Origin of the sequence: Ralstonia mannitolilytica (genome assembly GCF_905397375.1) — a bacterium.
Taxonomy (GTDB): domain Bacteria; phylum Pseudomonadota; class Gammaproteobacteria; order Burkholderiales; family Burkholderiaceae; genus Ralstonia; species Ralstonia mannitolilytica.
In genome coordinates, this window is the sequence record NZ_CAJPVG010000007.1 from 111835 (window position 1) to 138489 (window position 26655).

At 65.0% G+C, this 26655-nt stretch carries 23 protein-coding genes; 17 read left to right on the plus strand and 6 right to left on the minus strand.

The genetic code is table 11. From position 1 onward, the window contains the following. Positions 1-129: 129 nt before the first annotated feature. From KHN96_RS14585 to KHN96_RS14600, 4 genes are all read left to right on the plus strand, one after another. Positions 130-408 carry an HU family DNA-binding protein gene (locus tag KHN96_RS14585; RefSeq protein ID WP_004628548.1) on the plus strand — a complete coding sequence of 93 codons (279 nt, stop codon included), beginning with the start codon at positions 130-132 and terminating at the stop codon, positions 406-408. A gap of 143 nt (positions 409-551) precedes the next feature. Continuing rightward, positions 552-1499: a DUF2272 domain-containing protein gene (locus KHN96_RS14590; protein WP_062737676.1), complete on the plus strand. Its 948-nt coding sequence runs from the start codon at positions 552-554 to the stop codon at positions 1497-1499. A 112-nt stretch (positions 1500-1611) separates the two neighbouring features. Then, on the plus strand, positions 1612-2436 hold the full coding sequence (locus tag KHN96_RS14595; protein WP_062737675.1) for a class II aldolase/adducin family protein: 825 nt from the start codon (positions 1612-1614) through the stop codon (positions 2434-2436). A 4-nt stretch (positions 2437-2440) separates the two neighbouring features. Beyond that, positions 2441-3418, plus strand: a complete 978-nt coding sequence (locus KHN96_RS14600; protein ID WP_062737674.1) for a 2-dehydropantoate 2-reductase — start codon at positions 2441-2443, stop codon at positions 3416-3418. 14 nt (positions 3419-3432) lie between these two features. Here the strand turns inward: KHN96_RS14600 and KHN96_RS14605 are convergent, their stop codons facing one another. The 5 genes from KHN96_RS14605 to KHN96_RS14625 form a co-directional block, all read right to left on the minus strand. After that, positions 3433-4440, minus strand: coding sequence for a fimbrial protein (locus tag KHN96_RS14605; protein ID WP_082062828.1), 1008 nt, complete (start codon positions 4438-4440; stop codon positions 3433-3435). A gap of 241 nt (positions 4441-4681) precedes the next feature. Continuing rightward, positions 4682-5695 carry a fimbrial protein gene (locus KHN96_RS14610; protein WP_062737673.1) on the minus strand — a complete coding sequence of 338 codons (1014 nt, stop codon included), beginning with the start codon at positions 5693-5695 and terminating at the stop codon, positions 4682-4684. Positions 5696-5805: 110 nt separating this feature from the next. Next, positions 5806-6729: a fimbrial protein gene (locus tag KHN96_RS14615; protein WP_181817417.1), complete on the minus strand. Its 924-nt coding sequence runs from the start codon at positions 6727-6729 to the stop codon at positions 5806-5808. 310 nt (positions 6730-7039) lie between these two features. Further along, positions 7040-7843: a tetratricopeptide repeat protein gene (locus KHN96_RS14620; protein ID WP_062737671.1), complete on the minus strand. Its 804-nt coding sequence runs from the start codon at positions 7841-7843 to the stop codon at positions 7040-7042. Positions 7844-7858: 15 nt separating this feature from the next. Next, positions 7859-9925: a bifunctional 2',3'-cyclic-nucleotide 2'-phosphodiesterase/3'-nucleotidase gene (locus KHN96_RS14625; protein WP_062737704.1), complete on the minus strand. Its 2067-nt coding sequence runs from the start codon at positions 9923-9925 to the stop codon at positions 7859-7861. Positions 9926-10234: 309 nt separating this feature from the next. Between KHN96_RS14625 and minC the strand changes: the two genes are divergently transcribed. From minC to ppk2, 6 genes are all read left to right on the plus strand, one after another. Continuing rightward, on the plus strand, positions 10235-10993 hold the full coding sequence (minC, locus tag KHN96_RS14630; protein ID WP_045785325.1) for a septum site-determining protein MinC: 759 nt from the start codon (positions 10235-10237) through the stop codon (positions 10991-10993). Positions 10994-11024: 31 nt separating this feature from the next. Beyond that, complete coding sequence (gene minD, locus KHN96_RS14635) at positions 11025-11843, plus strand: septum site-determining protein MinD (protein WP_045785326.1); 819 nt, start codon at positions 11025-11027, stop codon at positions 11841-11843. Between the two features lie 14 nt (positions 11844-11857). Beyond that, entirely contained in the window at positions 11858-12112 is a 255-nt protein-coding gene (gene minE / locus KHN96_RS14640; RefSeq protein WP_024977189.1) for a cell division topological specificity factor MinE, read from the plus strand. Positions 12113-12125: 13 nt separating this feature from the next. Continuing rightward, entirely contained in the window at positions 12126-13523 is a 1398-nt protein-coding gene (locus KHN96_RS14645; RefSeq protein ID WP_062737670.1) for a CoA transferase, read from the plus strand. Between the two features lie 60 nt (positions 13524-13583). Further along, positions 13584-14441, plus strand: a complete 858-nt coding sequence (locus KHN96_RS14650) for a 23S rRNA (adenine(2030)-N(6))-methyltransferase RlmJ (RefSeq protein ID WP_045785328.1) — start codon at positions 13584-13586, stop codon at positions 14439-14441. A gap of 140 nt (positions 14442-14581) precedes the next feature. Further along, on the plus strand, positions 14582-15484 hold the full coding sequence (gene ppk2, locus KHN96_RS14655) for a polyphosphate kinase 2 (RefSeq protein WP_045785330.1): 903 nt from the start codon (positions 14582-14584) through the stop codon (positions 15482-15484). Positions 15485-15517: 33 nt separating this feature from the next. On the opposite strand, the gene KHN96_RS14660 is transcribed toward ppk2, so the two are convergent. Continuing rightward, positions 15518-15805 (minus strand): acylphosphatase, encoded by a 288-nt coding sequence (locus KHN96_RS14660; RefSeq protein ID WP_045785331.1) that lies wholly within the window; start codon positions 15803-15805, stop codon positions 15518-15520. A gap of 283 nt (positions 15806-16088) precedes the next feature. Between KHN96_RS14660 and KHN96_RS14665 the strand changes: the two genes are divergently transcribed. The 7 genes from KHN96_RS14665 (at position 16089) to KHN96_RS14700 (ending at position 26587) form a co-directional block, all read left to right on the plus strand. Continuing rightward, a complete protein-coding gene (locus tag KHN96_RS14665; RefSeq protein ID WP_062737669.1) occupies positions 16089-17858 on the plus strand; it encodes an ABC transporter permease in 1770 nt (589 codons plus the stop codon). 88 nt (positions 17859-17946) lie between these two features. After that, complete coding sequence (locus KHN96_RS14670) at positions 17947-19311, plus strand: ABC transporter ATP-binding protein (protein WP_045785333.1); 1365 nt, start codon at positions 17947-17949, stop codon at positions 19309-19311. 712 nt (positions 19312-20023) lie between these two features. Then, positions 20024-22105, plus strand: coding sequence for a TonB-dependent receptor (locus KHN96_RS14680; protein WP_238587540.1), 2082 nt, complete (start codon positions 20024-20026; stop codon positions 22103-22105). Between the two features lie 74 nt (positions 22106-22179). Beyond that, entirely contained in the window at positions 22180-23235 is a 1056-nt protein-coding gene (locus tag KHN96_RS14685; protein ID WP_062737667.1) for a dienelactone hydrolase family protein, read from the plus strand. 54 nt (positions 23236-23289) lie between these two features. Then, on the plus strand, positions 23290-24252 hold the full coding sequence (locus tag KHN96_RS14690; protein ID WP_062737703.1) for a chromate resistance protein ChrB domain-containing protein: 963 nt from the start codon (positions 23290-23292) through the stop codon (positions 24250-24252). A gap of 38 nt (positions 24253-24290) precedes the next feature. After that, positions 24291-25463 (plus strand): chromate transporter, encoded by a 1173-nt coding sequence (locus KHN96_RS14695; RefSeq protein ID WP_062737666.1) that lies wholly within the window; start codon positions 24291-24293, stop codon positions 25461-25463. Between the two features lie 317 nt (positions 25464-25780). After that, positions 25781-26587, plus strand: coding sequence for a MetQ/NlpA family ABC transporter substrate-binding protein (locus KHN96_RS14700; protein ID WP_045785337.1), 807 nt, complete (start codon positions 25781-25783; stop codon positions 26585-26587). Positions 26588-26655: the final 68 nt, after the last annotated feature.

Consider the following 26655-nt stretch of genomic DNA (forward strand, 5'->3'; position numbering starts at 1 on the left):
CCCGCTCGCGATACGTCGTTACAAAGCTCACGTGCCGGCGCCAATCGCATGCCGGTATCATGTCGCCCTTGGAGCCGCCCCCCGGAGGCTCTGATGTGTGTGTTATCTACTCTTGAAGGGAGTCAAGCAATGACGAAAACCGAACTGATCGACGCCATCGCCAGCGGCGTAGACGGTCTGACCAAGGCCAAGGCCGAGCAGGCACTGAACGTGACCCTGCAGGCCATCATGGAATCCGTTGGCAAGGGCGATGCGGTCAGCCTCATCGGCTTTGGTACCTTCAGCCAAGGTGAACGTGCCGAGCGCATGGCCCGCAATCCGCGCACCGGCGAAGAAATCAAGGTCGAAGCTGCCAAGACCGTCAAGTTCAAGGCTGGCCAGAAGTTCAAGGACGCCGTCAACGCCTGACGCAATGACGATCCTGGCGTAGCCAGCCCTGTCTGCTGCGCCCACGACGTGGCATGCCATTGCATGCGTGAATCGACCGCAGCATTGGCGTACCACGTCGGAAGGCCTGCCTCCCCGTCAGGCCATCCCTTCCCTCCTCTTTCATGCCCCGCCCTCTTCTGCGCAATTCGCTCGTTTTGCGTATTGCCCTGCCGATCGTCCTGATCGCACCGGTCCTTTGGTTCGCCGGCTGCACCACGCCGCCCGCGCGTCCGCAGGCCGAACCGCTGCCCGACAACGAAGTCGTGCAGACGCGGCCGGGCGCCACGCCGCGCGAGAAGATGATCGAGATCGCCCTCACCGAATGGGACCGGTGGGGCCGTCAGGTCGTGCGGGTGGGTCGTGACGATACGTATTGCGTGACCGGCGGCGGCTTTCCCGATCAGCCCCAGGGCCGCTGGCTGACGGCTGACGACCCCACCCCTGCCCCGGTGGACGAAGAAGGGGGTGCCGACATGCCGCTGCCCAAAGCGGTTGCGACGCCCGCTGCTCCTGCTCCTGCCCCTTGCCTGCGCTATCCCGACGGCACGGGCGGTGAAGCCACCGCGCGCGGCTGCGTGCTGGCCAAGCGCTACTGGGCCATCGTCGGCAAGACGCCGAGCTGCCACCAGCTGACCACCGGCGGCTGGGCGTGGTCGGCCGTGTTCATCTCGTGGATCATGCGCAAGGCCGGCCTGCAGAACGACCAGTTCCTGACCGGCGCCACGCATGCGGAATACGTCACCGATGCGCGCGACCATCTGCTCAAGCATCCCGCCTTCGTGCTCGAACGCACGCCGGCCGTGCCGCGCCCGGGCGACCTCATCTGCACCGCACGCGGCGCCGATCGCTTCATGACGGACCCGGCCGAGATCCAGGCCGGCAGAACGCCCATGCACTGCGACCTCGTCGTTGAGGTGGACCCGGTGCGCCATGAAGTGAAATCGATTGGCGGCAACGTGCAGCAATCCGCGTCGATGAGCATCACCGAGTTGAATGACGCCAACCAGCTCGATCCGTACACGAATTCGGTCATGCAGTGGTTGGTGATCCTGCGCAACCAGTTGCCCTAGCAGACGGCAGATGTAACGTTGTTTGACGCCCGGCGCAAATTCATTAACATGTGAATCACTTAAGCGCCGGCAACCCGACCGGCGCATGGCCCCTGCGATCAGGAGACAGGTCATGACGGTGCTTTCGCTTTCACCCGACGCCGGATCGAGCATCCAGGCCCATCGCCCGGACTGGTGCGGCCCACATGAATGGGCCGCGCGCGTGAAGCTGGCGGTGTGCTACCGCATCTTTGCGCAGCTCGGCTGGACGGAGCTGATCTACAACCACATCACGCTGCGCCTGCCACCCGAAGATGGCCGCGCCGACGATGGCGGCCCGCATTTCCTCATCAACCCGTTTGGCCTGACGTATGCCGAAGTCTGCGCGTCGAACCTCGTGAAGATCGACCTGCAGGGCAATGCGCAGCGTGCGCCGGGTCAGCCGGACTGGCCCGTCAACCCCGCCGGTTTTACCGTGCACGCCGCCATTCACGCCGGCATTCCGGGTGCGCATTGCGTGATGCACACCCACACGACCGCCGGCATGGCCGTGGCCTGCGCGCGCGATGGTCTGTCGATCAGCAATTTCTATGCGGCGCAGCTGCACGGCAAGGTCGCGTATCACGACTTTGAAGGCATTACCGTGCATGCCGATGAAGGGCCGCGCCTGGTCAAGAACATCGGCGACAAGCCTGCCGTCATTCTGCGCAACCACGGGTTGCTGGCCTGGGGCGATTCGATTGCGCGGGCCTTTGCGGTGTTGTGGCTGCTCAACCGCGCGTGCGAGATCCAGCTGGCTTCCACGTCGATGGGCCCAGTGCTGGAGATTCCCGAAGCGATTGCGCGCAACTGCACGCGCGATTCGTTGCAGTTCAACCCGAATTTTGGCGCTGGCGAAGACGTGTTTGCCGCGCTCACCCGCACCATCGACCGCATCGACCCTTCCTACCGAACCTGATCACATGACACGCATTTGCATCGTGGGCGCCGGCGCGGTCGGCGGCTATCTTGGCGCGAAGCTCGCGCTGGCCGATCAACCCCTCAACGTGTTGGCACGGGGCGCGACGCTTCAGGCGCTGCAGGTCGAAGGGCTGCGACTGACCGAGGACGGCAACACACGCTCTGTGCCGGTGCACGCGAGTGACGATGCGCATGCGCTCGGTGTGCAGGATGTCGTGGTCGTGGCCGTGAAGGCGCCGGCCATGGAAAGCGTGGCGCAAACCATCGGCCCGCTCATCGGCCCGGAGACTTCCGTGGTGGTGGCAATGAACGGCGTGCCGTGGTGGTTCTTTGATCGACCTGGCCCGCTGGAAGGTCTGCGCCTGCAATCGGTGGATCCGCACGGCCGCATCGCGCAGGCCATTCCAACGAAGAGCGTGCTCGGCTGCGTGGTGCATCTGACCTGCTCGACCGCTGCGCCTGGCCACGTGCGCCACGGGTTCGGCAAGCGATTGATCATCGGCGAACCTGCGGGCGGCACCTCACCGCGCCTCGATGCAATCGGGGCGCTGCTTGAACGCGCCGGTTTGCAGATCGAACGCAGCGAAGCCATCCAGCGCGACATCTGGTTCAAGCTGTGGGGCAACATGACGATGAACCCGGTGTCGGTGCTGACCGGCGCGACGTGTGACCGCATTCTCGACGACCCGCAGGTCAGCGCGTTTTGCCTCGCCATCATGGAAGAAGCGAAAGCGATCGGCGCGCGCATCGGCTGCCCGATCGAACAGAGCGGTGAAGAACGCAGCGCCGTCACGCGGCAGCTTGGCGCGTTCAAGACGTCGATGCTGCAGGATGCGGAAGCCGGGCGCGGCCCGCTGGAGATCGATGCACTGGTGGCATCGGTGCGGGAGATCGGTCAGCACGTCGGCGTGCCGACGCCGCAGATTGATGCGTTGCTGGGCCTGGTGCGACTGCATGCCCAGACCCGTGGGCTCTATTGAGCGGCCAGGCCGCGTTACTGATACGTGAGCGTGAAGGTCGCGCTGCCGTTGGCAGCGCCGGGCGTGATGCTGCTGTCCGTCTGTACGTAGCGGGCCTTGAGCGGAATGGCGTACGTGCCGTCTTCGCTGGCCGTCTGCCACTTGAAGCTTTTCGCCAGCTCGACGGGCTGGTCGTCATACAGCAATTGAATGGCGACGCCCTTCGCTGTGTCGCTACCTTCTTCCAGCTTCAACATGCCGTTCTTCGCGTCATACGCTGTGCCGTCGAGCTTCAGGTTGATGCTGGCACCCTTGGAACAGGTGAGCGGAATGTCGAACGCCTTCGTCCGGGCGCTGTCGGGCCAGGTACCCACACCCTTGAATGCGCCAACCGGCACGTCGCCCATCTTCACATTGATCGCGGTGCTACCCAGCGTGCAAGACAGCGTGCTCACGCTAAACGAAGCAATGCTGATCTTGGGTTCCGGGGAGACCCACGTACTGCGGTTGTTTTCCAGGATGAAGGAACCCACCTGCTTCGCATCAACCGAGCCCACACCGGTGTTGCGTGCTGTCTTGAAGAACTTGATCACGGCTTTGGCCTTCATAGGCTGCGATGGGAGAATGCCGTTGTTTGAGCAGTACAGGTTCTGGTCGATGTTGTCTGGATTACCCCCCGTTACATAGAACGTTGCACCTGTAGCGCACCCGTTCATCGGCGTGATTCCAACGGCATAGCCAATGCCTTCGATGTTGGTCTTCCACACGCGTTTCCCATTGAAGTTGCCTGCGTACTCACCGTATCCCTTGATGCCTGCTTGCTGAAACTTCAAAGCTGGCGCCTCATTGGAACAATGGAAGGTGGTCACCACATCAGACACCACCTCGCTAATCAGCGACCCCACCGGCAAGTCGCGCTGGACAGCCAGGGCCTTGGGTTGAATGATGATGTCGCTCGTCACCGTCTGGCAGGTGTAAGCGCACGCCCCTTTTGCGGCTATCAACGTCAGGCCTGCCGCGAGGCTCGCAGTCCATACGCGCATGTCGTGCTCCGTTGTTATCGTCGGGCAACATAAAAACACATGCGTCAAACGCCGTGATTAGGAATCGTCTCATTCTGGCCGACGCAAAGGAAGCGGAGCACTCCGCTTCACGTGAAATGTCACCTCCGGTACATCGGGGTGCCCGGCTGTCAGCGGGAGAGCGTTGCGAAGGGACGCGCCGCCGCCTGGAACGGCGGCGCGAGCAGGGGGTGGCAGGCTTTATCGAGACCGCAAGTGCGAACTACCGGTATGTCAGCGTGAACGTCGCACTGCCGTTGGCGACGCCCGCCCTAACGCTGCCAGCGATCTGCACGTAGCGCGCCTTCAGGGGAATCGAGTAGTTGCCCTCTGCATCGGTGACCTGCCACAGGAACCGCTTGGCGAGCTGGACCGGCTTGTCGTCGTAGAGCAACTGGATGGCCACGCCGGTGGCTGCCGTTGGACCCTCGTTGACCTTCAGCATGCCCTGCGTGGCGTCATGTGCCGCCCCGTCCAGTTGCACGTTGATGCTTGTACCTTTTGCGCAGTTCAGCGGAATGCTGAAGGCCTGCGTCCTCGAGGGCGGCGAAGTCCCCGGCCCTTTGAACTCACTGACGGGCACATCGCCGAGTTTCACCGGAATCAACGTGTTCTTCACCGTGCATGACATGGCACCGACCTTGAATGTGCCGATATAGATGGGGAACTCATATGGCCAGAAGTCTTGGTTTCGCAGGATGAAACCACCCGCCTGCATTATCGGCACCGACCCAGCGCCGGTGCTTTCGGCTGTCTTGTAGAAGCGGATCAGCGCTTGGCCTTGTCTTGGAAGCGCGCTGAACGGTCCTCCGTTCGCTGTGCAGTAAATGTACTGGTTCGGGGTCTCCGGGTTGGATCCGTCAATCCAGTGCGTTATGTTGGCGCATGGTCCCCATCCGCTATCCGGTGCTGACTTTATGCCAACCGCATAACCGATTCCCTCAACGTTCGTCTTGTAGATGCGCTTGCCATCGAAGTCTGCAACGTGTGTCCCAACCGCCCTGATGCCGACCTGCTGCGTAAGGATCCGGGGCTCCGTGTTCTTGCACCTGAAGGTCGACACCACCCCCGTTGCCACCTCGGCAATGACCGAGCCCACGGGCAGATCACGCGGAACGGTCAAGTCGTTCGGTTGAACCGTGATGCCGTTATTCTCTGTATAGCAGATGTAAGCAAATGCCTCCTGTGTCGCGATCAACATGAGCCCCGTCGCAAACCCGACGTACGTCGCACGCATGTCCAGATACCTCCAGTTTTTTTGAAAAGGGTCATCTGAACACACCCACTGTCGGTTTTTGCTAGGACTAATCTGATACCGCGCGCTTTCACGTACGCAGCGAAGCTGCTTTACTGATACGTGAGCGTAAAAGTCGCACTGCCGTTGGCAGCGCCGGGCGTGATGTTGCTGTCCGTCTGTACGTAGCGGGCCTTGAGCGGAATGGCGTACGTGCCGTCTTCGCTGGCCGTCTGCCACTTGAAGCTTTTCGCCAGCTCGACGGGCTGGTTGTCATACAGCAATTGAATGGCGACGCCCTTTGCTGGGTTCGTAGCTTCGTCCAGTTTCAACATGCCCTTCGTCGTGTCATACGCCGTGCCATCGAGCTTCAGGTTGATGCTGGCACCCTGGGAACACGTGAGCGGAATGTCGAACGCCTTCGTCCGGGCGCTGTCGGGCCAGGTACCCACACCCTTGAATGCGCCAACCGGCACGTCGCCCATCTTCACGTTGATCGCGGTGCTGCCCAGCGTGCAAGACACCGAGCTGACGTCAAACGCGCTGATGCTGATCTTCGCTTCCGGTGTGAACCACGTACTTTTATCGTTCTTCAAAATGAAAGAACCCACCTGCCTGGCTGTAATGGTGCCCGTACCCGTGGTCGCGGCCGTCTTGTAAAAGCGGACGACCGCTTTGGCTGTCATCGGCTGAACGCCGAACATGCCGTTCACTTTGCAATAGACGTTGTGGTCGACGTTGGTTGTTTCAATTCCGTCGACCCAGTAAGTCTTACCGGCACACTGACTGATTGGCGTTCCGGCAACGGCGTAGCCAATGCCTTCAATATTGGTGCTGTAGACGCGCTTACCATCGAAGTCGCCGACGTAGGTGCCAAAGGCTTTGACGCCGGTCTCCTGAAAGCTCAATCGGGGCTCGCTATTCGTGCATCTGAAGGTGCTTTTGACGTCCGACACAACTTCAGCAATGACGGAACCCACAGGCAAATCGCGCTGGACTGACATGGCCTTGGGTTGAAGCAGTGTGTCGCTGGTCACCGTTTGGCAGCTGTAGGCAAAGGCACTCTTTGCCCCAATGCACAGCAGACTCGCTGCGAGTCTTGCGCACCATACGCGCATGTTTTTGCTCCCTGGTTATCATCGGGGCAACATAAAAACACATGCGTCAAACTCTGTGATTAGGAATCGTCTCATTCTGCAGCCTCCTGACATGCAGACGTGGCGCTGCGTTACCACCGGCTGTCCAGCGTCGTGCAAACACGTCGCAATAGGACGAACACGATCCATCGCCATGCCAGCGAGGATCGTGTCGAGCCGGGAGGAACAGGAAGGCGGAGGACGGTAGCGCTTACGGCGCGAGCGCCGGATGCTTCAGCGCATGCGCCGTTTCGATCCACTGCTGGTGGTAAGCAGCGTCGTCCCGTTTGAGGCCGAGCTCGCCGTTCTGGTAGGCCATTGCCAGCGCCTGCACCGCTTCGGGCAATTCGTGTTCGGCCGCCTCCTGGTACAGCGCCAGGGCGCGCGCTTCGTCACGCGGCACGCCCTCGCCTTCGCGATACGCATTGGCCAGCATGAACATGGCCGATGGAATGCCCTGGTGCGCCGCGCGATCGAACCAGCGCGCGGCCTGTGCGGGGTCGACGGGCGTGCCATAACCACTGCGGTGCATCAGGCCCAGGTAATACGCGGCCGCCGCATCGCCCTTGTCGGCGGACTGGCGCAGCAGATGCAGTGCACGCGGATAGTCGCGCGCGATGCCGCCCGTGCCGAGCAACAGCGCCTTGCCGAGCGACAGTTGCGCGCGCATGTCGCTCGGCGCGGCAGCCTCGAGCCAGCGCATGCCTTCGTTGCGCAATGCGCCGTCGTGCGCGTTGAGCAGTGCTTCGCCCAACGCCGATTGCGCAGGCACCGAGCCGCTGCGTGCGCGTTGACGCAACTGCTGCAGCGCCTCGGGCGCCATCGCCTGCACGACCATCGCACGCCACGCTTCGAGCTGCGCGGCATCGACGTCGGGGGGGCGGCGCGTGTGCGACAGCCAGCCGCCCGCGGCCACGATCACCGCCAGCGCGGCAGCCACCGTCAGCATCGGCACCGATTGCCTCGGCGACTCGATGGCCGGCGCACCGGCCCACGCAGAACGAAGAGAAGGCATGGCCGGGGCTCCTGCTTACTGCGTCAGGTCGATCTGGTACACCGCCAGGCCCTTGCCCGAGCCGTCATCGGCCGCCACCTGCGTGACGTTCGTGATGCCCGCAGCCGTGGCATCGGCAATCCGGTTGGGTGCCGACGTGAACTGCACCTGCGCCACCGAGCTCGCCAGCTTCGTGAAGCGCCAGCTGCGCTGCGAGCCATTGGTGGCGCGCTTCACGCTGCCGATCTTCTTGATGTAGCTGATCAGCACATCGCGGTTGGCATCCGGCGACGCATAGATTGTCTTGCTGCCGTCCAGGCCCGGGAAGTTGCCGCCGCCGCTGGCGCGGTAGTTGTTGGTGGCGACGATGAACTGGCCGGCCGGGTCGATGGCCGCGCCCTTGTACTGCAGGTTCTTGATGCGGCTGCCCACGGGCTGCGTCACGTCGATTTCATACGTCAGGTCCGGCGTGGTGAACATGTCGAAGTTGTAACCCGGGAACGTGCTCACCAGCTTCTGCACCGTCGCGCTGTTGGGGTCGATGGTGTTGAAGCGTTTTGCGGCGGTTTCGAGCCAGTTCTTGATGTCGGCACCGCTCACCTTCACGGCGTAGACCGTGTTCGGATACAGGTACAGGTCGGCCGCGTTGTTGATCGCCAGCGGGCCGGCCGCCACATCGGTGAAATCGGTCCCGCCACCAAAGCCGCTCTTGAACGGCGCGCTCACCGACAGCACCGGCAGCGACGCATACTGCGGCAGGTTCGCCTGGATGTAGTTCGACACGTAATCGGCCTGCGCCTGGTTGACGATCTCGATCGCGCCCGGGTCGCCCACGTCGGCAAAGAACGTGCTCATGTGGAAGTCCGTGCTGCCCACCGGCGTCTTCACGTAGTTGATCGTCGCCTGGTGCTCGGCGGCGATGGCGGCGGAGACCGTGGGGTCGGCGGCCACATACGTCTTGTCGGCGTTCTGGATCGAGCGCGCTTCGACCGTGGTCTGCGTCTTGTCCACGTTCCAGGTCTTGCCGTCAAACGTCAGGCCGAGCTTGATGACGCCCAGGTGCTTGCCCCAGTAGTTCGCCATCACGGTCGGCACGCCGTTGACCGTGCCCTTGACCTTGTCCACGCCGGGCAGGTTGAACTGGCTCACCGTGCTGTTGGCATCGGGGAAGAGCTGGTGCGAGTGGCCGATCAGCATGGCATCGATGCCCGGCACGGTGGAGAGCCACCAGCTGCCGTTTTCCATCGTCGGCGAATACGTCGAGTTGTCGAGCCCGCCGTGCGAAATCGCCACCACGAGGTCAGCGCCCTTCGCACGCATTTCCGGGATGTACTTGGCCGCCGTTTCCTTGATGCCGACGGTGTAGACCTTGCCGTCGAGCCAGCGCTTGTCCCAGCTCGTGATGGTGGGCGGCGTAAAGCTGATGATGCCGACCTTGACCGGCGCGCTGACCGTGCTGCCGTCCGGCGCCGTGGCCGTGACTGTCTTGGTGATGATCGTGTACGGCTGGAACAGCGGCGCGTTGGTCTTCGCGCTCATCACGTTGGCCAGCACCTGCGGGAAGGCCGGGCCCGCGCATTTCTTCTGCAATGCCGGATCGGGCAGGCCGTCCACGTTGAACGTGTTGCCCGTGACCTGCGACAGATACGGCAGGCCGTAGTTGAACTCGTGGTTGCCGATGCCGCCGCCGTCGTACTTGGCCGCGTTCATCACCTTGTAGATCGCCAGCGTCTGGTCGCACGTGACGGGGCTGACCATGGCCTGGTAGTCCGACAGCGCGGTGCCCTGGATGGTGTCGCCGTTGTCCAGCAGCAGCGTGTTGGGGAATTGAGCACGCGCCTGGTTGATGAGGGTGGAAACACGTTCGAAGCCGAACGAATTGTCGGCGGCCAGCTTGAAGTAGTCGTACGACAGCACGTTGGTGTGCAAGTCGGTGGTCTCCAGCACGGCCAGCGTGGCCTTGGTGCCGGCGGGTGCGGCCGTCGCGGCCGGCGTGCTAGCCCCGCTGGACGGGCTATCGTCACTGCCGCCGCAGGCAGCCAGTGACAGCGACAAAAACGCGGCAAGCGGCAACGCCGCCGAACACAACGGTCGGACTCGCATGAACTTCTCCCTGAAGATCTTCTTGTGGTCTGCGAACGGCAAACTGCGGACTACGAACTGCCGAGCGTGTGCGCGATCGTTTGCGCAGCACGAAAGAACTGCGGGCTGGGCCGGGGCTCAGAAGCGGGGAGTATCGGAAGCGCGCATGACGGTGCCGTGACCATCGGATGACATTTGCGCGCGGGGCGGCGTGGCCGAAAAGGGCACCGGCCGGCGCTCTCGGCCAGACGGGGGATCGGCGGGGGCAAAAAATCCTGGACGTTTCGTCAACAACGTTAGAATGAGCCCATTTTTCCGCGTAGCCGTTCTATGTCTCAAAAGAAAGCGCCGCTGTTCGAGATCCGCAGCGGCACCGTCGATGCCCTGCTGCTGTCGCCGCGCACCGCCGACATGGACGCCCTGGCCGCCGAACTCACGCGACGCTTTGCCGACACGCCGGAGTTCTTCTCCAACGACGTGATCGCCATCGACGTGCGCCGCCTTGCCGAAGACGAGCGCCTGCCCATCGACCGTCTGGTCGAGACCCTGGCAGGGTTGCACGCCCGCGCGATCGGCGTCGTGGCCAGTCCCGAGCAGGCCGAGTGGGCCCAGGGTTTTGGCCTGCCGCTGCTCGACAGCCACGGCCGTCGCCCGCGCGGCGAGAAAGACGCCAAGGACCCCGAGCACGCCCAGGCGTCCGATACCGCCGCGCCCGCCCCTTCTGCACCACCCGCCGAAGCCGTGGCCATGCAGCCCGGCACCATGATCGTCGACCGCCCGCTGCGCTCCGGCCAGCGCATCTATGCGCGCGGCGACCTCGTCGTGCTGGATCTGGTGAGCGACGGCGCCGAGGTGATCGCCGAGGGCAACATCTACGTGTATGCCACGCTGCGCGGCCGTGCGCTGGCGGGCGTGAAGGGCAATCTGGACGCGCGCATCTTCTGCACGTGCCTGGAGCCCCAACTGATTTCCATCGCCGGCATCTACCGCACCGGCGAAACCCCGTGGCCCGACGCCTATGCCAGCAAGCCTGCGCAGGTCCGGCTCGCGGACAACACGCTGGTTTTCGAACCGTTGCGGATGAAGTAACCGAGCGATTTAACTTACAGATATACGAGCCATGACCAAGATCATCGTAGTCACCTCCGGCAAGGGCGGCGTCGGCAAGACGACCACCAGTGCGGCATTTTCTGCCGGCCTTGCGCTGCGCGGCCACAAGACCGCCGTCATCGACTTCGACGTCGGCCTGCGCAACCTCGACCTCATCATGGGCTGCGAGCGCCGCGTGGTGTATGACCTGATCAACGTGATCCACGGTGAGGCCAACCTGAACCAGGCCCTCATCAAGGACAAGAAGTGCGAAAACCTCTTCATCCTTCCCGCCTCGCAGACGCGCGACAAGGATGCGCTCACGCGTGAAGGCGTCGAGAAGGTGATCGAAGGCCTGAAGGAAATGGGCTTCGAATACATCGTCTGCGATTCGCCGGCCGGTATCGAGTCGGGCGCGCTGATGGCGATGTACTTTGCCGACGAGGCCATCGTGGTGACGAACCCGGAAGTCTCTTCGGTGCGCGACTCCGACCGAATCCTGGGCATCCTGTCGTCCAAGTCGCGCCGCGCGGTGGAAGGTAAGGAGCCGATCAAGGAACACCTGCTGCTCACGCGCTACAACCCGAAGCGCGTGTCCGAAGGCGAGATGCTGTCGCTCACCGACATCCAGGAAATCCTGCGCATCAAGCTGATCGGCGTGATTCCGGAATCGGAGGCCGTGCTGCAGGCGTCCAACCAGGGCCTGCCTGCCATCCACCTCGAAGGCACGGACGTCGCCAACGCCTATCACGATGTGATCGACCGCTTCCTCGGCAAGGAGAAGGAGCTGCGCTACGTCGAATACAACAAGCCGGGCTTCCTGCAGCGCCTGTTCGGCGGCGGAAAATAAGGAGACGCACATCCATGTCGATTCTGTCTTTCCTGCTGGGCGAGAAGAAGAAGACTGCAACCGTCGCCAAGGAACGCCTGCAGATCATCCTCGCCCACGAACGCACCGCCAGCGGTGCGCCCGCCGACTACCTGCCCGCCTTGCAACGCGAGCTGGTGGCCGTGATCTCGAAGTACGTGAAGATCGGCAACGACGACATCAAGGTCAACCTCGAGCGCCAGGACAACCTGGAAGTGCTCGAGGTGAAGATCGAGATTCCGCAGGCCTGATCTTCAGGACACCGTGCAACCCGTGACAGCCGCCGATGCGCTTGCCCAGCTGTGGGCGGCGCTCGGTCAGCCGGCGCAGGCGTTGTCGCGGGTCAGCCTGACGGGCGCCGAGCCCGCGCTCCCCTCATCCTTTGCGGTCGGCACGCTCGCGCAGAGCACCATCGCGGCCGCCGCCCTGGCCGCCGCGCACGTCGATACGCTGCGCACCGGGCGCGAGCAGACGGTGTCGGTCGACATGCACCACGCCGCGCTGGAGTTCCGCTCCGAGCGCTACTTCCGCGTCGACGGCCAATTGCCGCCCGAGCCATGGGACAAGATCGCCGGGCTCTACCGCTGCGGCGACGGGCGCTGCGTGCGCCTGCATACCAACTTCCCACATCACCGTGACGGCGTGCTCAAGCTGCTCGGCTGCGCGTATGACCGCGACGCCGTGGCCGCTGCATTGAGCCAATGGAAGGCCGAAGCGTTTGAAGACGCGGCGGCGCAGGCGGGCATGGTCGTCACCGCGGCGCGTACGTTTGAAGAGTGGGACGCGCACCCGCAAGGCATCGCCGTCGCCAGCCAGCCGCTGATGACAATCGAGCGCATCGGCGATGCGCCACCGCAGCCATTGCCCGCACATGCCCAGGGCCGACCGCTCTCGGGCGTGCGTGTGCTCGATCTCACGCGCGTGATTGCCGGGCCCGTCTGCGGGCGGACGCTCGCCGCGCATGGGGCCGATGTGCTGCTCGTCACGGGGCCGCATCTGCCCGCCATCCCTCCGCTGGTGATCGACACCGGGCGCGGCAAGCGCTCCGCGCAACTCGACTTGCACGATGCAGCCGCTGCCCAGCAACTCCGCACGCTGCTGCGCGACGCCGATATCTTCGTGCAGGGCTATCGACCGGGCGGCCTGGCGGCGCTGCAGTTTGGTCCCGAGCAGGTTGCCGCACTGCGCCCCGGCATCGTCTACGTCAGCCTGTGTGCATACGGCTATGACGGCCCGTGGGCCAATCGCCGAGGCTTCGACTCGCTCGTGCAGACCGCCAGCGGTTTCAACTGGGCGGAAGCCCAGGCGGCGGGCGACGCCAGGCCGCGTGCATTGCCCGCGCAGGCACTGGACCACGGCGCCGGCTATCTGATGGCCGCCGGCGCGATGGCAGCGCTTGCGCGCCGCATGACCGAAGGGGGGAGCTGGCACGTGCGCGTGTCGCTCGCGCAGACGGCGCACTGGCTGCGCGGCTTCGGCCGCGTCTCCAACGGCTTTGACGCGGCCGACCCGCGCTACGAAGACATCGGCGCGTACCTCGAGACGACGCCGTCCGGCTTCGGCGCCCTCACGGCGTTGCGCCACGCGGGGCAGCTTTCCGACACGCCGCCGCACTGGGCGCTGCCCAGCGTCCCGCTGGGGACGCACCCGGCGCGGTGGTAGGATTCGCGCCTACCGTTTTCTCTGCCCGCGCCTGATACTCCGGGCGCACATGGCCCGCCGATGCTCAGTTACCGTCACGCCTTCCACGCCGGCAATCACGCCGATGTCCTCAAGCACGCTGTGCTTGTGCAGATGCTCGATTACCTCACGCAGAAGGACAAGCCGTTCTGGTACATCGACACGCATGCTGGTGCCGGCCTCTACGCGCTGGATCACGAATGGGCGCAGAAGAAGGCCGAGTTCGACACGGGCATCGGCCCCTTGTGGCGCGCGGCCGAAGGCGGTGAAACGCTGCCGCCGTTGCTCGATGCGTACCTCGACCAGGTGCGCGAACTGAACCCGAACGGCGAACTCCGGCACTACCCCGGATCGCCGTGGCTGGCGTGGCAGATGCTGCGCGACGCCGATCGCCTGCGCCTGTTCGAGCTGCACAGCTCCGAAATCAAGGTGCTGTCCAACAACTTCCGCGGTGCAGGCCGCAAGGTCATGCTGTACGACGGCGACGGCTTTGCCGGCATCAAGGCGATCCTGCCGCCGCCGCCGCGCCGCGCGCTGGTGCTGATCGACCCGTCCTTCGAAGACAAGCACGACTACGCCCGCACCGTGCAGGCCGTGCAGGACAGCCTGCAGCGCTTTGCCACCGGCATGTATGCGATCTGGTATCCGCAGGTGCAGCGGCGTGAAGCGGCGCAGTTTCCGGCGCGCCTGAAGCAGTTGCGGCTCACGGACTGGCTGCACGTCACGCTCACCGTCAGGCGCCCCGTCGAAGGCGGCCTGGGCCTGCACGGCAGCGGCATGTTCATCGTCAACCCGCCGTGGACGCTCAAGGCGCAACTGCAGGAAGCCCTGCCCACGCTGGTGCGCCTGCTCGGCCAGGACGACGGCGCCAAGTTCATGCTGGAAGGCGAATCCAGTTGAGCCTTTGGGCGGTGTGACGCCCACATGTCACTCCCCTGCCACATGCCCGTGCTACCTAGTCGGGCTTAGACTTGCACTGCGCTGTCCGTGCGCAGCGCCCCTCCCGGCACTCTCGGCAAGATCGGCAGGAGCAACACACCATGAGCGAACGCGACGCAGCGCGTCAGGCGCGCCTGCAGGAAGACCTCCTCGACACGCTGGACGAGGAGCTGGAGATGGAAATCGACGACCACCTGCTCGGCGGCGGCGAGGGCATCAGCGAGGAAGCGCGCGAAACGCGGCGCATGTACTTCCGCGAGCTGTTCCGCCTGCAGGGCGAACTCGTCAAGCTGCAGGACTGGGTGATCGAGACCGGCCACCGGCTCGTCGTGATCTTCGAGGGCCGCGACGCCGCCGGCAAGGGCGGCGCCATCAAGCGCATCACGCAGCGGCTCAACCCGCGCGTGTGCCGCGTGGCCGCGCTGCCGGCGCCCACCAACCGCGAACGCACGCAGTGGTATTTCCAGCGCTACGTGGCGCACCTGCCGGCCGCCGGCGAGATCGTCCTGTTCGATCGCAGCTGGTACAACCGCGCCGGCGTCGAACGCGTGATGGGCTTCTGCACCGACGAGGAATACGAAGAGTTCTTCCGCTCGGTGCCGGAGTTCGAAAAGATGCTCGTGCGCTCCGGCATCCAGATCGTCAAGTACTGGTTCTCCGTTACGGATGAAGAGCAGGAAGTGCGGTTCCAGAGCCGCATCGACGATCCGCTCAAGCAGTGGAAGCTGAGCCCGATGGACCTGGAGAGCCGCCGCCGCTGGGAAGCCTATACACAGGCCAAGGAGGCGATGCTCGAGCGCTCGCACATTCCGGAATCGCCGTGGTGGGTGGTGCTGGCCGACGACAAGAAGCGCGCGCGCCTGAACTGCATCCACCATCTGCTGGGCCAGGTGCCGTATCACCCCGTGCCGCATCCGGCGGTGGTGCTGCCCGAGCGGGTGTATCACGCGGAATACATCCGCCACCCCGTGCCGGAAGAGATGATCGTTCCGAACGTCTACTGACCCGCCGCCGGCCTGCCCCGCGGCCGGCGCCGCTCATAGGGTCGGACGCACCTCGAAGCCGGGCGGCAGGGTTTCGCCATGGGCGCTGGCCACCTCGACTTGCGTGACCTGCGCGGCGTCGGGCCCTTCCCACATCCATTCGCGCATGCGGAGCACGTTCGGCGCGGGGCCGGCCAGGAATGCCTCGACCGTCCCGTCTCGGCGGTTGCGCACCCAGCCGCGCAGACCGAGCGCGCGGGCCCGCTCGGCGCAGGCCGCGCGATAGCCGACGCCCTGGACGCGGCCCTGTACGGTAACGATCACTTGCGCAATGGCGGACATGGAGGCTCTCCGGGGCAAAAACGCAGGCGATGTGTTGGGCGGAGCATGACAAGGCCGGGTTGTCGCATCTCTGTCACATTTCTGGAATGTGACGTCGTCAGACTGACAACCGCGCGGCGGGGTCCGACGTTACGCAAGGTAAACTAGGCGGCTTGCCGCCGGGTGCCAAGCAACGCTTGTGAAAGCGCTGCGGTCTACCGCGCTCACCACGTACTGCGCCAACTTCCGGCTCGCGCGCCGCTATTGGGTTTTTGGCCCGCGATCCTCGTCCCGGTCATCCACGATGCAGCAAAACGACAACGAAACCACCATCCGGGGCCGCTTCGGTACCAACCTGGGCGTCAATTTCGGCAACCTGCTGACCGCGCCGCCCAACCGGTTCGACCTGGCATTGCTGCCGATCATCCTGGCCGCCATCGTGCTCGTGGCCTATGCGGCCCGGCAGATGAACGTGCCGTACACGCCCGGCGAGCCGCTCGACGTGAGCCTGGACGTGGCGCAACTGCCCTACTACCTGCTGCGCACCAGCATCCGCATGCTGCTGGCGCTGGGTGCGTCGTTGGCGTTCTCGTTTGCCTTTGCGGCCATCGCATCGAAGAACCGCACGGCCGAGAAGGTCATGGTGCCGGCGCTCGACATCCTGCAGTCGATCCCGGTGCTCGGCTTCCTGTCGATTACCGTCACGGGCTTCATTGCGCTGTTCCCCGGCAACCTGGTGGGCGTGGAATGCGCGGCCATCTTCGCCATCTTCACGTCGCAGGCGTGGAACATGGCGTTCTCGCTGTACCAGTCGTTCCGCACCATCCCCACCGACCTCGAAGAGGCGGCCACGGTGTTCCGCCTGTCCAAGTGGCAGCGCTTCTGGCGCCTGGAGGTACCGTTCGCCATGCCGGGGCTGCTGTGGAACATGATGATGTCGATGTCGGGCGGCTGGTTCTTCGTGGTGGCGTCGGAAGCGATTTCGGTGTCGGGCCACGACATCAAGCTGCCGGGCATCGGCTCGTACATCTCGCTGGCGATCCAGCAGCAGAACCTGCCGGCCATCGGCTGGGCGATCGTCGCCATGCTGATCGGCATCATCCTGTATGACCAGCTGCTGTTCCGCCCGCTGATTGCCTGGGCAGACCGCTTCCGCTTCGATGCGATGTCTTCCGAGCGCGAGCCGCAATCGTGGCTGCTGGATCTGCTGCGCCGCTCCGAGTGGGTCAAGGCGATGCTCGAACGCGGCGCCGCGCTGGCCGAGCGTACGCTCGCCTGGGGCGCCGACCGCACGCGCCCGACCGCCAGCGCCGGCAGCAGCTTCGTGCGCTTTCCGTGGTCGCACCGGCTGGCCGACGTCATCATCGTCATTGCCGCGCTGGCGGCGGTGGCGCACGTGCTGCAGTTCGTGCGCTCCGAAGTCGGCTGGGCCGAAGTGGGCCACGTCTTCTGGCTGGGCTTCCTGACGATGGTGCGGGTGATCGTGCTGATCGCCCTGGCGGCGCTGGTGTGGGTGCCGATCGGCATCCGCATCGGCCTGAACCCGAACGTCGCGCGCATCGCGCAGCCCGTCGCGCAGTTCCTGGCGGCCTTCCCGGCCAACCTGATGTTCCCGCTGGCGGTGATGCTGATCGCGCGCTTTGCGCTGAATCCCGAGATCTGGCTGTCCCCGCTGATGATCTTCGGCACGCAGTGGTACATCCTGTTCAACGTGATCGCCGGCGCGTCGAGCATCCCGACCGAGCTCAAGCTCGCCGCCCGCAACTTCGGCCTGCGCGGCTGGCTGATGTGGAAGCGGTTCCTGATCCCGGCGGTGTTCCCGAACCTGCTCACCGGCCTGGTGACGGCCGCGGGCGGCTCGTGGAACGCCAGCATCGTCTCCGAATACGTTTCGTGGGGCGACCGCACCCTCACGGCCACGGGCCTGGGCAGCTACATCGCCGAGATGACGGCCAAGGGCGACTTCCCCCGCATTGCATTGGGCATTGGGGTGATGAGCCTCTTCGTGGTCGGTTTCAACCGGCTGCTGTGGAACCGCCTGTACGACATCGCTCAAGAGCGCACCCGCCTCTAAGAACACGCTCAGGATCGTGGCGCTCGCTACGGATCTTGAGCACGTTCCCAGGCGACCTTACCAAGCACAGATAGCAGAGAGCACCAACATGGCAACCACCGGCACGAACAGCGAAAGCGTCATCGAGCTGCGCGGCGTCTCGAAGATTTTCCGCACCGCAGACCACACCGACCGCGCCGTGCTCGAAGGCGTGGACCTCAACCTGCGCCAGGGCGAGATCGTCGCCATGCTGGGCAAATCGGGCTCGGGCAAATCGACGTTGCTTCGCATCATGGCGGGCCTCGTGCGCGCCGATCGCGGCCAGGTACTGTTTCGCGGGCGCGAGTACACCGGCCCCGTGCAGGGCATTGCGATGGTGTTCCAGTCCTTCGCGCTGTTTCCGTGGCTGACGGTGCAGCAGAACGTGGAGCTGGGCCTCGAAGCGCAAGGCGTGCCCAAGGCCGAGCGCGAAGAGCGCGCCGAACAGGCCATCGACCTGATCGGCCTGTCCGGCTTCAACAGCGCCCTGCCCCGCGAACTCTCGGGCGGCATGCGCCAGCGGGTGGGCATTGCGCGCGCGCTCGTCACCGAGCCTGACCTCCTGCTCATGGACGAAGCGTTCTCCGCGCTCGACGTGCTGACCGGCGAGAACCTGCGCGACGAAATGCTCGACCTGTGGGAAGACCGCCGCACCAACATCAAGAGCATCCTCATCGTTTCGCACAACATCGAAGAGGCGGTGATGATGGCGGATCGCATCGTGATCCTGTCGAGCGATCCGGGGCGCATCCGCGCCGAGGTGCGCGTGCCGTTCCCGCGCCCGCGCAACCGCGATTCCGCCGCCGTGCGCAACCTCATCGACGAGGTCTATGGCCTGATGACCTCGCCGCAGCGCGTGGGCGTGCATCTGGGCGTGGAGCCGGCCGCCGAGCAGCTTGCCTACCGCCTGCCCGACGCCGAGATCGGCCAGATGGAGGCCATTCTGGACTTGCTGGTCGAAGCGCCGTTCAACGGCCGCGCCGACCTGCCGCACCTGGCAGAAGAAGCCGGCGTGACCGACGACGACCTGCTGCCCGCGTGCGAAGCGCTGTCCCTGCTGCAACTGGCCACCATCGAGCGCGGCGACATCATCGTCACGCCGTTCGGCAAGACCTACATGGAAACCGAACCGCCCGAGCGCAAGGTGCTGTTCGGCCAGAAGCTGCTGGAGCGCGTGGCCCTGGCCGCGCACATCCGCGCCGAGCTGGAAGCCAACGAAGACGGCGAGATCCGCGAAGAGCACGTGCTGCGCGAGCTGGAGGCGTACCTCAAGCCCGAAGAAGCCGAGCGCGTGCTCAAGATCGGCATCGAATGGGGCCGCTACGGTGAGGTGTATGAGTACGTCTACAACACCGGCATGCTGACCCTGCCCCGTGAAGAGCGCGAGGAACGCGAAGAGCGTGAGGCGCAGGAAGGTGGGGATAACGTGCAGTAAGAGCACGTTGCCACTGACGTCAGAAGAGCCGCTCGATGCGGCCCTTTTTCATAGTCGCTACCGTTTGCAACGCCCGTCAACGCTGCCGCGAACCCCGCCGTTTTGCGTGTGCGGGCGGCCATTCTCGCAAGCCCGATCGCTCCAGCCTCCCTCGCCAGCCGTCCTTTGCCGCCCCGTCCCGGAGGTCGAAATGCGTCGTGCGTACATTCGAACGTTGTTGGCCGTTTCGCTGGCCGTCGGCGCAGGCTTCGGCCTGGTGCATGCAGTCCGCACCTGTCCAGACGATCGACCCACCCGGCTTTTATGACGACGCGGCCCGCTATGCGCGCGACGTGAAACCGATGCGCAATTTCATCGCGCACCTCAACGCCTCAGCCGACAAGGGCGATTGGACCTGCGTCCGGAGCCAGCTGCGAACCTGGGCCGATGCCGACGCGCTGATGGGCAAGATTTCCCCGGCTATCAGGCCACTACGAGCGGTCGTGGGCCGGAACGGATTTCGCCATGGTGCTGCTGCGCATGCCGAGCGACATCCGCAGGCGAAACCAGGCGCAGGTCGATGCCACCGCACAGCGTTTGTCCCGTACCGGCCATCCCCTCGCCCCCTAAGCCCCGCGCCCATCGACATGTGGTATGAGGCTTGCATAACACTTCGCAAACAACATCCGGGGCAAAAGGGGGCCGTGGTATGCAGGCGCGTTACGCGTGGTCGATGGGGGCACTGTGGGGCCTGTGCTGGACATGGGGCCATTCAGGCATCGCTCATGCAGGCGGTCTTCAGCAGCCGGAATTTCAGCTTGAGGCCGTCACGGTCAGTGGTTCTGCAGGCGCCGCGTCCGCCACGGACGAGGCCGCCAACCAAGGCTATGTGCCGCGCGGCCAGTTGGAGAACCGCCCCCTGCTGCGGCCGGGCGAATTGCTGGAGAGCGTGCCCGGCCTGATCGTCACGCAGCACAGCGGCGACGGCAAGGCCAACCAATACTTCCTGCGCGGCTTCAACCTCGACCACGGAACGGATCTCGCCACCACGGTGGCCGGCATGCCGGTCAACATGCGTACGCACGCGCACGGCCAGGGCTACACCGATCTGAACTTCGTCATCCCCGAACTGGTAGACGGCATTGCCTACAAGAAAGGCACCAGCTTTGCGGAAGAAGGCGACTTCTCCGCCGCCGGTGCGGTGCGCATGGACTACGTGAGCCATCTGCCGCAGGGCATCGCGCAGCTGGAGCTGGGCGAGCACAACTACCGGCGCGGCCTGCTGGCCAACTCCAGCACGGTCGGCACCGGCACGCTCCTCTATGGCTTCGAATGGCTGGGCGAGAACGGCCCGTGGACCGTGCCCGAAGGCGTGCACAAGCTCAATGGCGTGCTGCGCTACACCGTGCCGTTGGGCGGGGGCGAGCGCATCAGCGTGACGGGCATGGCGTACAAGAACGCGTGGCAATCCACCGACCAGGTGCCGTTGCGCGCCATCAACGAAGGGCTGATCCCGCGCTTTGGCGCAATCGACCCGAGCGATGGCGGCGCGGCGTCCCGCTACAGCCTCTCGGCCGACTGGCTGCGGCCGCTTGCCGATGGGGTGTTCAAGGCCAACGCCTACGTCATCAAGAGCCGGCTGCAGCTGTTCTCCAACTTTACGTATGCGCTCAACAACCCCGAGCAAGGCGACCAGTTCGAGCAGTTCGAGAACCGCGTCACCACCGGCGTGAATGCATCGCGCACGTGGCTGGGCAGCGTTGCCGGGCGTGAGAGCGAAACGGAAGTCGGCTCGCAGACGCGCTTTGACCGGCTGGACCCGATCCGCCTGACCAACACGCAGGCGCGGCAACCGTACGCGCTGGTACGCAGCGACACCGTGAACGAAACCAGCACCGCGCTCTACGTGCGCAACAGCACGCAGTGGCTGCCGTGGCTGCGCACCATCGCCGGTGTGCGGGCCGATCAGTTTTGGTACAGCGTTGCCAGCAGCAACCCGCTCAACTCGGGCAATGGAACGGACCACATCGTGAGCCCCAAGCTGAGCGTCGTGCTGTCGCCCACGGCGCGTACCGATGTGTTCATGAACTGGGGCCGCGGCTATCACAGCAATGACGTGCGCGGCGCGACCACCACCGTTGATCCGGTGAACGCAGACCCAGTGCAGAAGGTGTCGGTGCTCGTCCCCGCCACCGGCTACGAGGTCGGCGTGCGTACGCGGGCGCTTGCCCCCAACCTGCAGCTTTCCGCATCGTTGTGGCGATTGGACATCGGCTCTGAACTCGTCTTCTCGGGCGACACCGGCACCACCGAACCCAGCCGCCCGAGCCGCCGCACGGGCGTGGAACTCGCGGCCTACTACACACCGCTGCCCGAACTGATTCTGGATGCGGATGCGGCCTTCTCGCGCGCGCGCTTTCGCGACAGCAGCCCGGCAGGCGACACCATCCCAGAGGCCATCCAGACCACCGCATCGGCCGGCGTGTCGTGGGTGCACGACCGCTGGATGCTTGGCGCACGGCTGCGCTACTTCGGCCCGCGCCCGCTCGTTGAAGACAACAGCGTGCGATCGGCATCGTCGTTCCTGGTCAACCTCAAGCTGGGCTACCGGCTGCAGAAGAACGTGCGCGTATTCGTCGAGGTGCTCAATGTGCTCAACAAGCAAGTGAACGACATCGACTACTACTACGCCTCCCTGCTCAAGGGCGAGGCGTCACCGCTGGATGCCAATGGCGTGGCGACGGGCATCAATGACCGCCACATTCATCCCGCCGAGCCACGCACCGTGCGCGCCGGTGTGGTGTGGAATTTCTAGATCGACAAAGATGGCTGCGCCTGCCGTCGCCCCGCGGCACAATCAGCGCTTCAACTTCATCGCCAGGAATCCTCATGAGAAGGCGTTCGACCGTCGGCTTGTTGCGTCACCTGTTCCTTGTTGCTACCGCCGTTGCCGCCGTGGCGTTGGCGCTGCCTGCATCGGCGCAGCAAATCGTCAGCGATCTCTCGGCACAACCCACCGGCCGCATTCACTTCAACAGCGCCACGCCCAAGAGCAAATGGGAGCTGGTGCATCGCAAGTTCGACAAGACGCCCACGCCCATCTGGGGCACGCTGTATCTGCCCGAGAACTTGCAGGGCCGGGTGCCGGCGATGGTGATTTCGCATGGCTCGGCCGGACCGCAGCAGAAAGATGTCGACCGGTGGGTGCGGCTCTTCAACCAGATGGGCATGGCCGCGTTCGTGGTGGATTCGTATGGCCCGCGCGGCATTGCCAACACGATGGACAACCAATGGCAGCTCAACCCCGCCGCCAATGATGCCGATGCGCTGTTCGCGCTCAAGCTGCTGAGCACCGACCCGCGCATCGACCCGAAGCGCATCGGGCAGATTGGTTTTTCGCGCGGCGGCGGTGTGGCACTGGACATGACGCTCGATGCATTCCGCAAAGGCGTCATCGATGACGACACGCGGTTTGCGGCGCTCATCGGCTTCTACCCCGGGTGCTCGGCGCTCTGGTGGGAGATCCCGCCGCCGCCGCTGTCCGGCGCCCCGCTGATGCTCGCGCTGGGCGAGAAGGACGACTACACACCCGCGCAGCTCTGCCGCAACGCGGCGGAGGTCATGCAGCGTGACGGCCAGACTGTCGATGTGCATGTCTACCCCGGCGCGTATCACGACTTCGACAGCACGCGTGCGTACTTCAAGTACTTTCCGGGTGCCACCACTGCGCGCGATTGCCCGCAGACCATGATCGACGTGCAGCACGATGCGTACTACCGGCTGCAGAGCGGCGAGAAATACCCCAACCTGCAGGCCATGGAGGCCGACTACAAGCGCTGCACCGTGCGGGGCGTTTCCACGGGCGCCAACCTGCAGCAAGCTGAGCGCGCCGAGGCGGACGTCAGAGCGTTCCTGACCAACGCCATGAACCTCCCGCCGCGCTGATGTAGGAACCTCTACAAGATTGCAGCGGTTATGACGGACGCCTATGCTGCCGTCATGACCGCCTCCCCCGATTCCTGGCTGCTGCTGATCGTCAGCCTGCCCACCGCCCGCGCCACCGCGCGCATGCGCATCTGGCGCGCCATCAAGGCGATCGGCTGTGCGGCGCTGCGCGATGGCGTCTACCTGCTGCCTGCGCGCGCCGAGCATGCCGCCCAGCTCAACGACCTGGCAGACGAGACGCTGCAGGAAGACGGCCAGGCCTGGGTGCTGCGCGTGCAGGCCGGCGACGCGGCGGAAGACGCGGCCTACCGCGCCCTGTTCGACCGGTCACCCGACTACGCCGAGTGGCTGGCCGAGCTGTCCGAAGCGCGCAAGACGCTCCCCGACCTGCCCGCCGCCGAGCGCAACCGGCTGCTGCGCCGCCATGCCCGCGCCTACGAGGCCATCCGCAAGATCGACTTCTTCTCCAATGAAGCGACCGTGCGTGCCGATGCGCAATGGCGCGACTTTGCCGCGGCGGTCGAAGCCACACACTCGCCGGGCGAACCGCGCGCCGCCGCGGGCAGCATCCCCCGCCGCGACCGCACCCAATATCAGGGCCGCCTGTGGGCCACGCGCCGGCACCTGTGGGTGGACCGCGTTGCCAGCGCCTGGCTCATCCAGCGCTTCATCGATCCGCACGCCCGCTTCCTGTGGCTCGACAGCCCGGCCGATTGCCCCCCCGATGCGCTCGGCTTCGACTTTGACGGTGCCGCCTTCACGCATGTTGGCGAACGCGTTTCGTTCGAGGTGCTCGTCTCCAGCTTCGGGCTCGACGACGATGCCGGCCTCGCGCGTCTGGGCGCCATGGTGCATGCGCTCGATGTGGGCGGCGCGGCCACGCCGGAGGCCGGCGGGTTCGAAGCCATCCTGGCAGGCGCCCGCAAGCGCGTGGCGGACGACGATGCCCTGCTTGCAGAGATCGGCTCCGTGCTCGATTCGTTGTATGTGCATTTTTCCGGCAGCCGCAAGCCGTGACGGCTGTCACCCCTTGCAGCCACCCCTTTAGGTCACCCATGAACACTGCCCTTGAACGCCCCACCTACACGCTGCGGCAACTGCTGCTGTATTTCCTCCGGCTTGGCGCATTGGGCTTTGGCGGCCCCGTAGCGCTGGCCGGCTACATGCGCCGCGATCTGGTCGATGCCCGTCAGTGGATTACCGAAGCGGACTACAAGGAAGGCCTCGCGCTGGCCCAGCTCGCACCGGGGCCGCTGGCCGCGCAACTGGCCATCTACCTTGGCTATGTGCACTACCGCATCGTCGGCGCCACGCTGGTCGGCATTGCATTCGTGCTGCCGTCGTTCCTGATGGTGGTGGCGTTGGGGTGGGCCTATACGCGCTTTGGCGGCCTGACGTGGATGCAGTCGGTGTTCTACGGCGTGGGCGCAGCGGTGATCGGCATCATCGCCATCAGTGCGCACAAGCTCACCACCAAGAGCGTCGGCAAAGACAAGCTGCTGTGGGCCATCTACCTCTTGCTTGCGGCGGTGACGGTCGTGACGGAATCCGAAGTGGCGTGGCTCTTTCTGGCCGCCGGTGTGCTGGTGTGGTTCTGGCGCACACCGCCCCGGTGGTTGCGCCAGGGCCGCACGAACGCCATCGCGGCTGCCCCGGTCGCGGCCGCCAGCAGCCTGCTGGGCACGGTGGACTGGCCGCTGCTCTCGCAGCTGGGCGCGTTCTTCGCCAAGGCCGGCGCATTCGTCTTCGGCTCGGGGCTGGCCATCGTGCCGTTCCTCTACGGCGGCGTGGTCACGGAGCACCACTGGCTCAATGAAAAGCAGTTCGTCGACGCGGTGGCCGTGGCAATGATCACGCCCGGCCCGGTGGTCATCACCGTCGGCTTTATCGGCTACCTGGTGGCGGGCCTGCCCGGTGCGTGCGTGGCCGCGCTCGGCACGTTCCTGCCGTGCTACCTCTTCACCATCCTCCCGGCGCCGTACTTCAAGAAATACGGCAAGCTGCCCTCCATCCTCGCGTTTGTGGACGGCGTGACGGCGGCCGCCGTGGGCGCCATTACCGGCGCGGTCATCGTGCTGGCCAAGCGCTCCATCGTCGATGTCCCGACGGCGCTGCTGGCCGTGGCGACGGTGCTGCTGCTCGTGAAGCTCAAGAAGCTGCCCGAACCGATGATCGTGGCGGGGGCGGCGTTGCTTGGCCTGGCGCTGTATCCGCTGCTGCATCGCTGATCCGGGGCCGCGCGGTAACCCGCGAAGCGTGGAGTGGCAGAGAGCGGCGCCCCGCACTCAATGCCGGTGCCCGGCGCGGACAATGCCCTGTCCCCAGTTGCCGTGCTGGCGCCCCACGCGTCTGCGCGCCGACGCGCCGACCTGCCTGTGGCGGCACCTCCCGCAGCGAGGTGGCTCGCTGCACCATCGCGGGGCATATGCACATGCCGAAAATATCGTTCGATTGCGGCCTCGCCTGTGACAGGATCACGTCACACGCCCGCTACCCGCGGGCGGATTTCATTCCCGCATCCACGAAAAATCCACGAGGTTTCTCCATGTCCCTGTTCACCCGTCTCGCCCGCGCGGCCGTACCCGCCGTCGCATTCGCCGTGGCCGCCGCCGCCCATGCCGACACCAAGCAGATCAAGCTCGGCACCATGAGCGGCCCCGACGCGCAGATCTGGGAAGTCGTGCAGAAGGTCGCCAAGAAGGACGGCCTGGACGTCAAGATCATCGAATTCAACGACTACGCCCAGCCCAACCCTGCCCTCGACGCCGGCGACCTTGACGCCAACGGCTTCCAGCACCAGCCCTTCCTCGACAGCCAGATCAAGGCGCGCGGCTACAAGATCGTCAACGTCGGCCTGACCTACGTGGCGCCGATGGGCTTCTACTCGAAGAAGGTGAAGTCGCTGGCGCAGCTCAGGGAAGGCGCCAAGGTTGGCATCCAGAACGACCCATCCAACGGCAATCGGGCGCTGCTCCTGCTGCAGAAGGCCGGCGTGATCAAGCTCAAGGCCGGCGTCGGCACCAACGGCAACAACGCCACGCCGCGCGATGTGGTCGAGAACCCGAAGAAGATCAAGCTGGTGGAGCTGGACTCGGCGCAGCTGCCGCGCTCGCTCGATGACCTCGATGCCGCTTCCATCAACACCGACTACGCCGTCAAGAACGGTCTGACCCCCGCGAAGGACGCGATTGCGCTCGAAGACCGCCAGGGCCCGTACGCCAACCTGATCGCCGTGCGTGAGAAAGACAAGAACCAGCCGTGGGTGAAGACGCTGGTGCATGCGTACCAGTCGGAGGAGGTGCGCAAGTTCATCGACACGCAATTCAAGGGCGCGATCCTGCCTGCGTTCTGATCGGCGCTGAAAAAGTAAGCGAGTACTTCGTACCCGATTTGTTTCAGCTGTGGCGAGCCGGTGGGCAA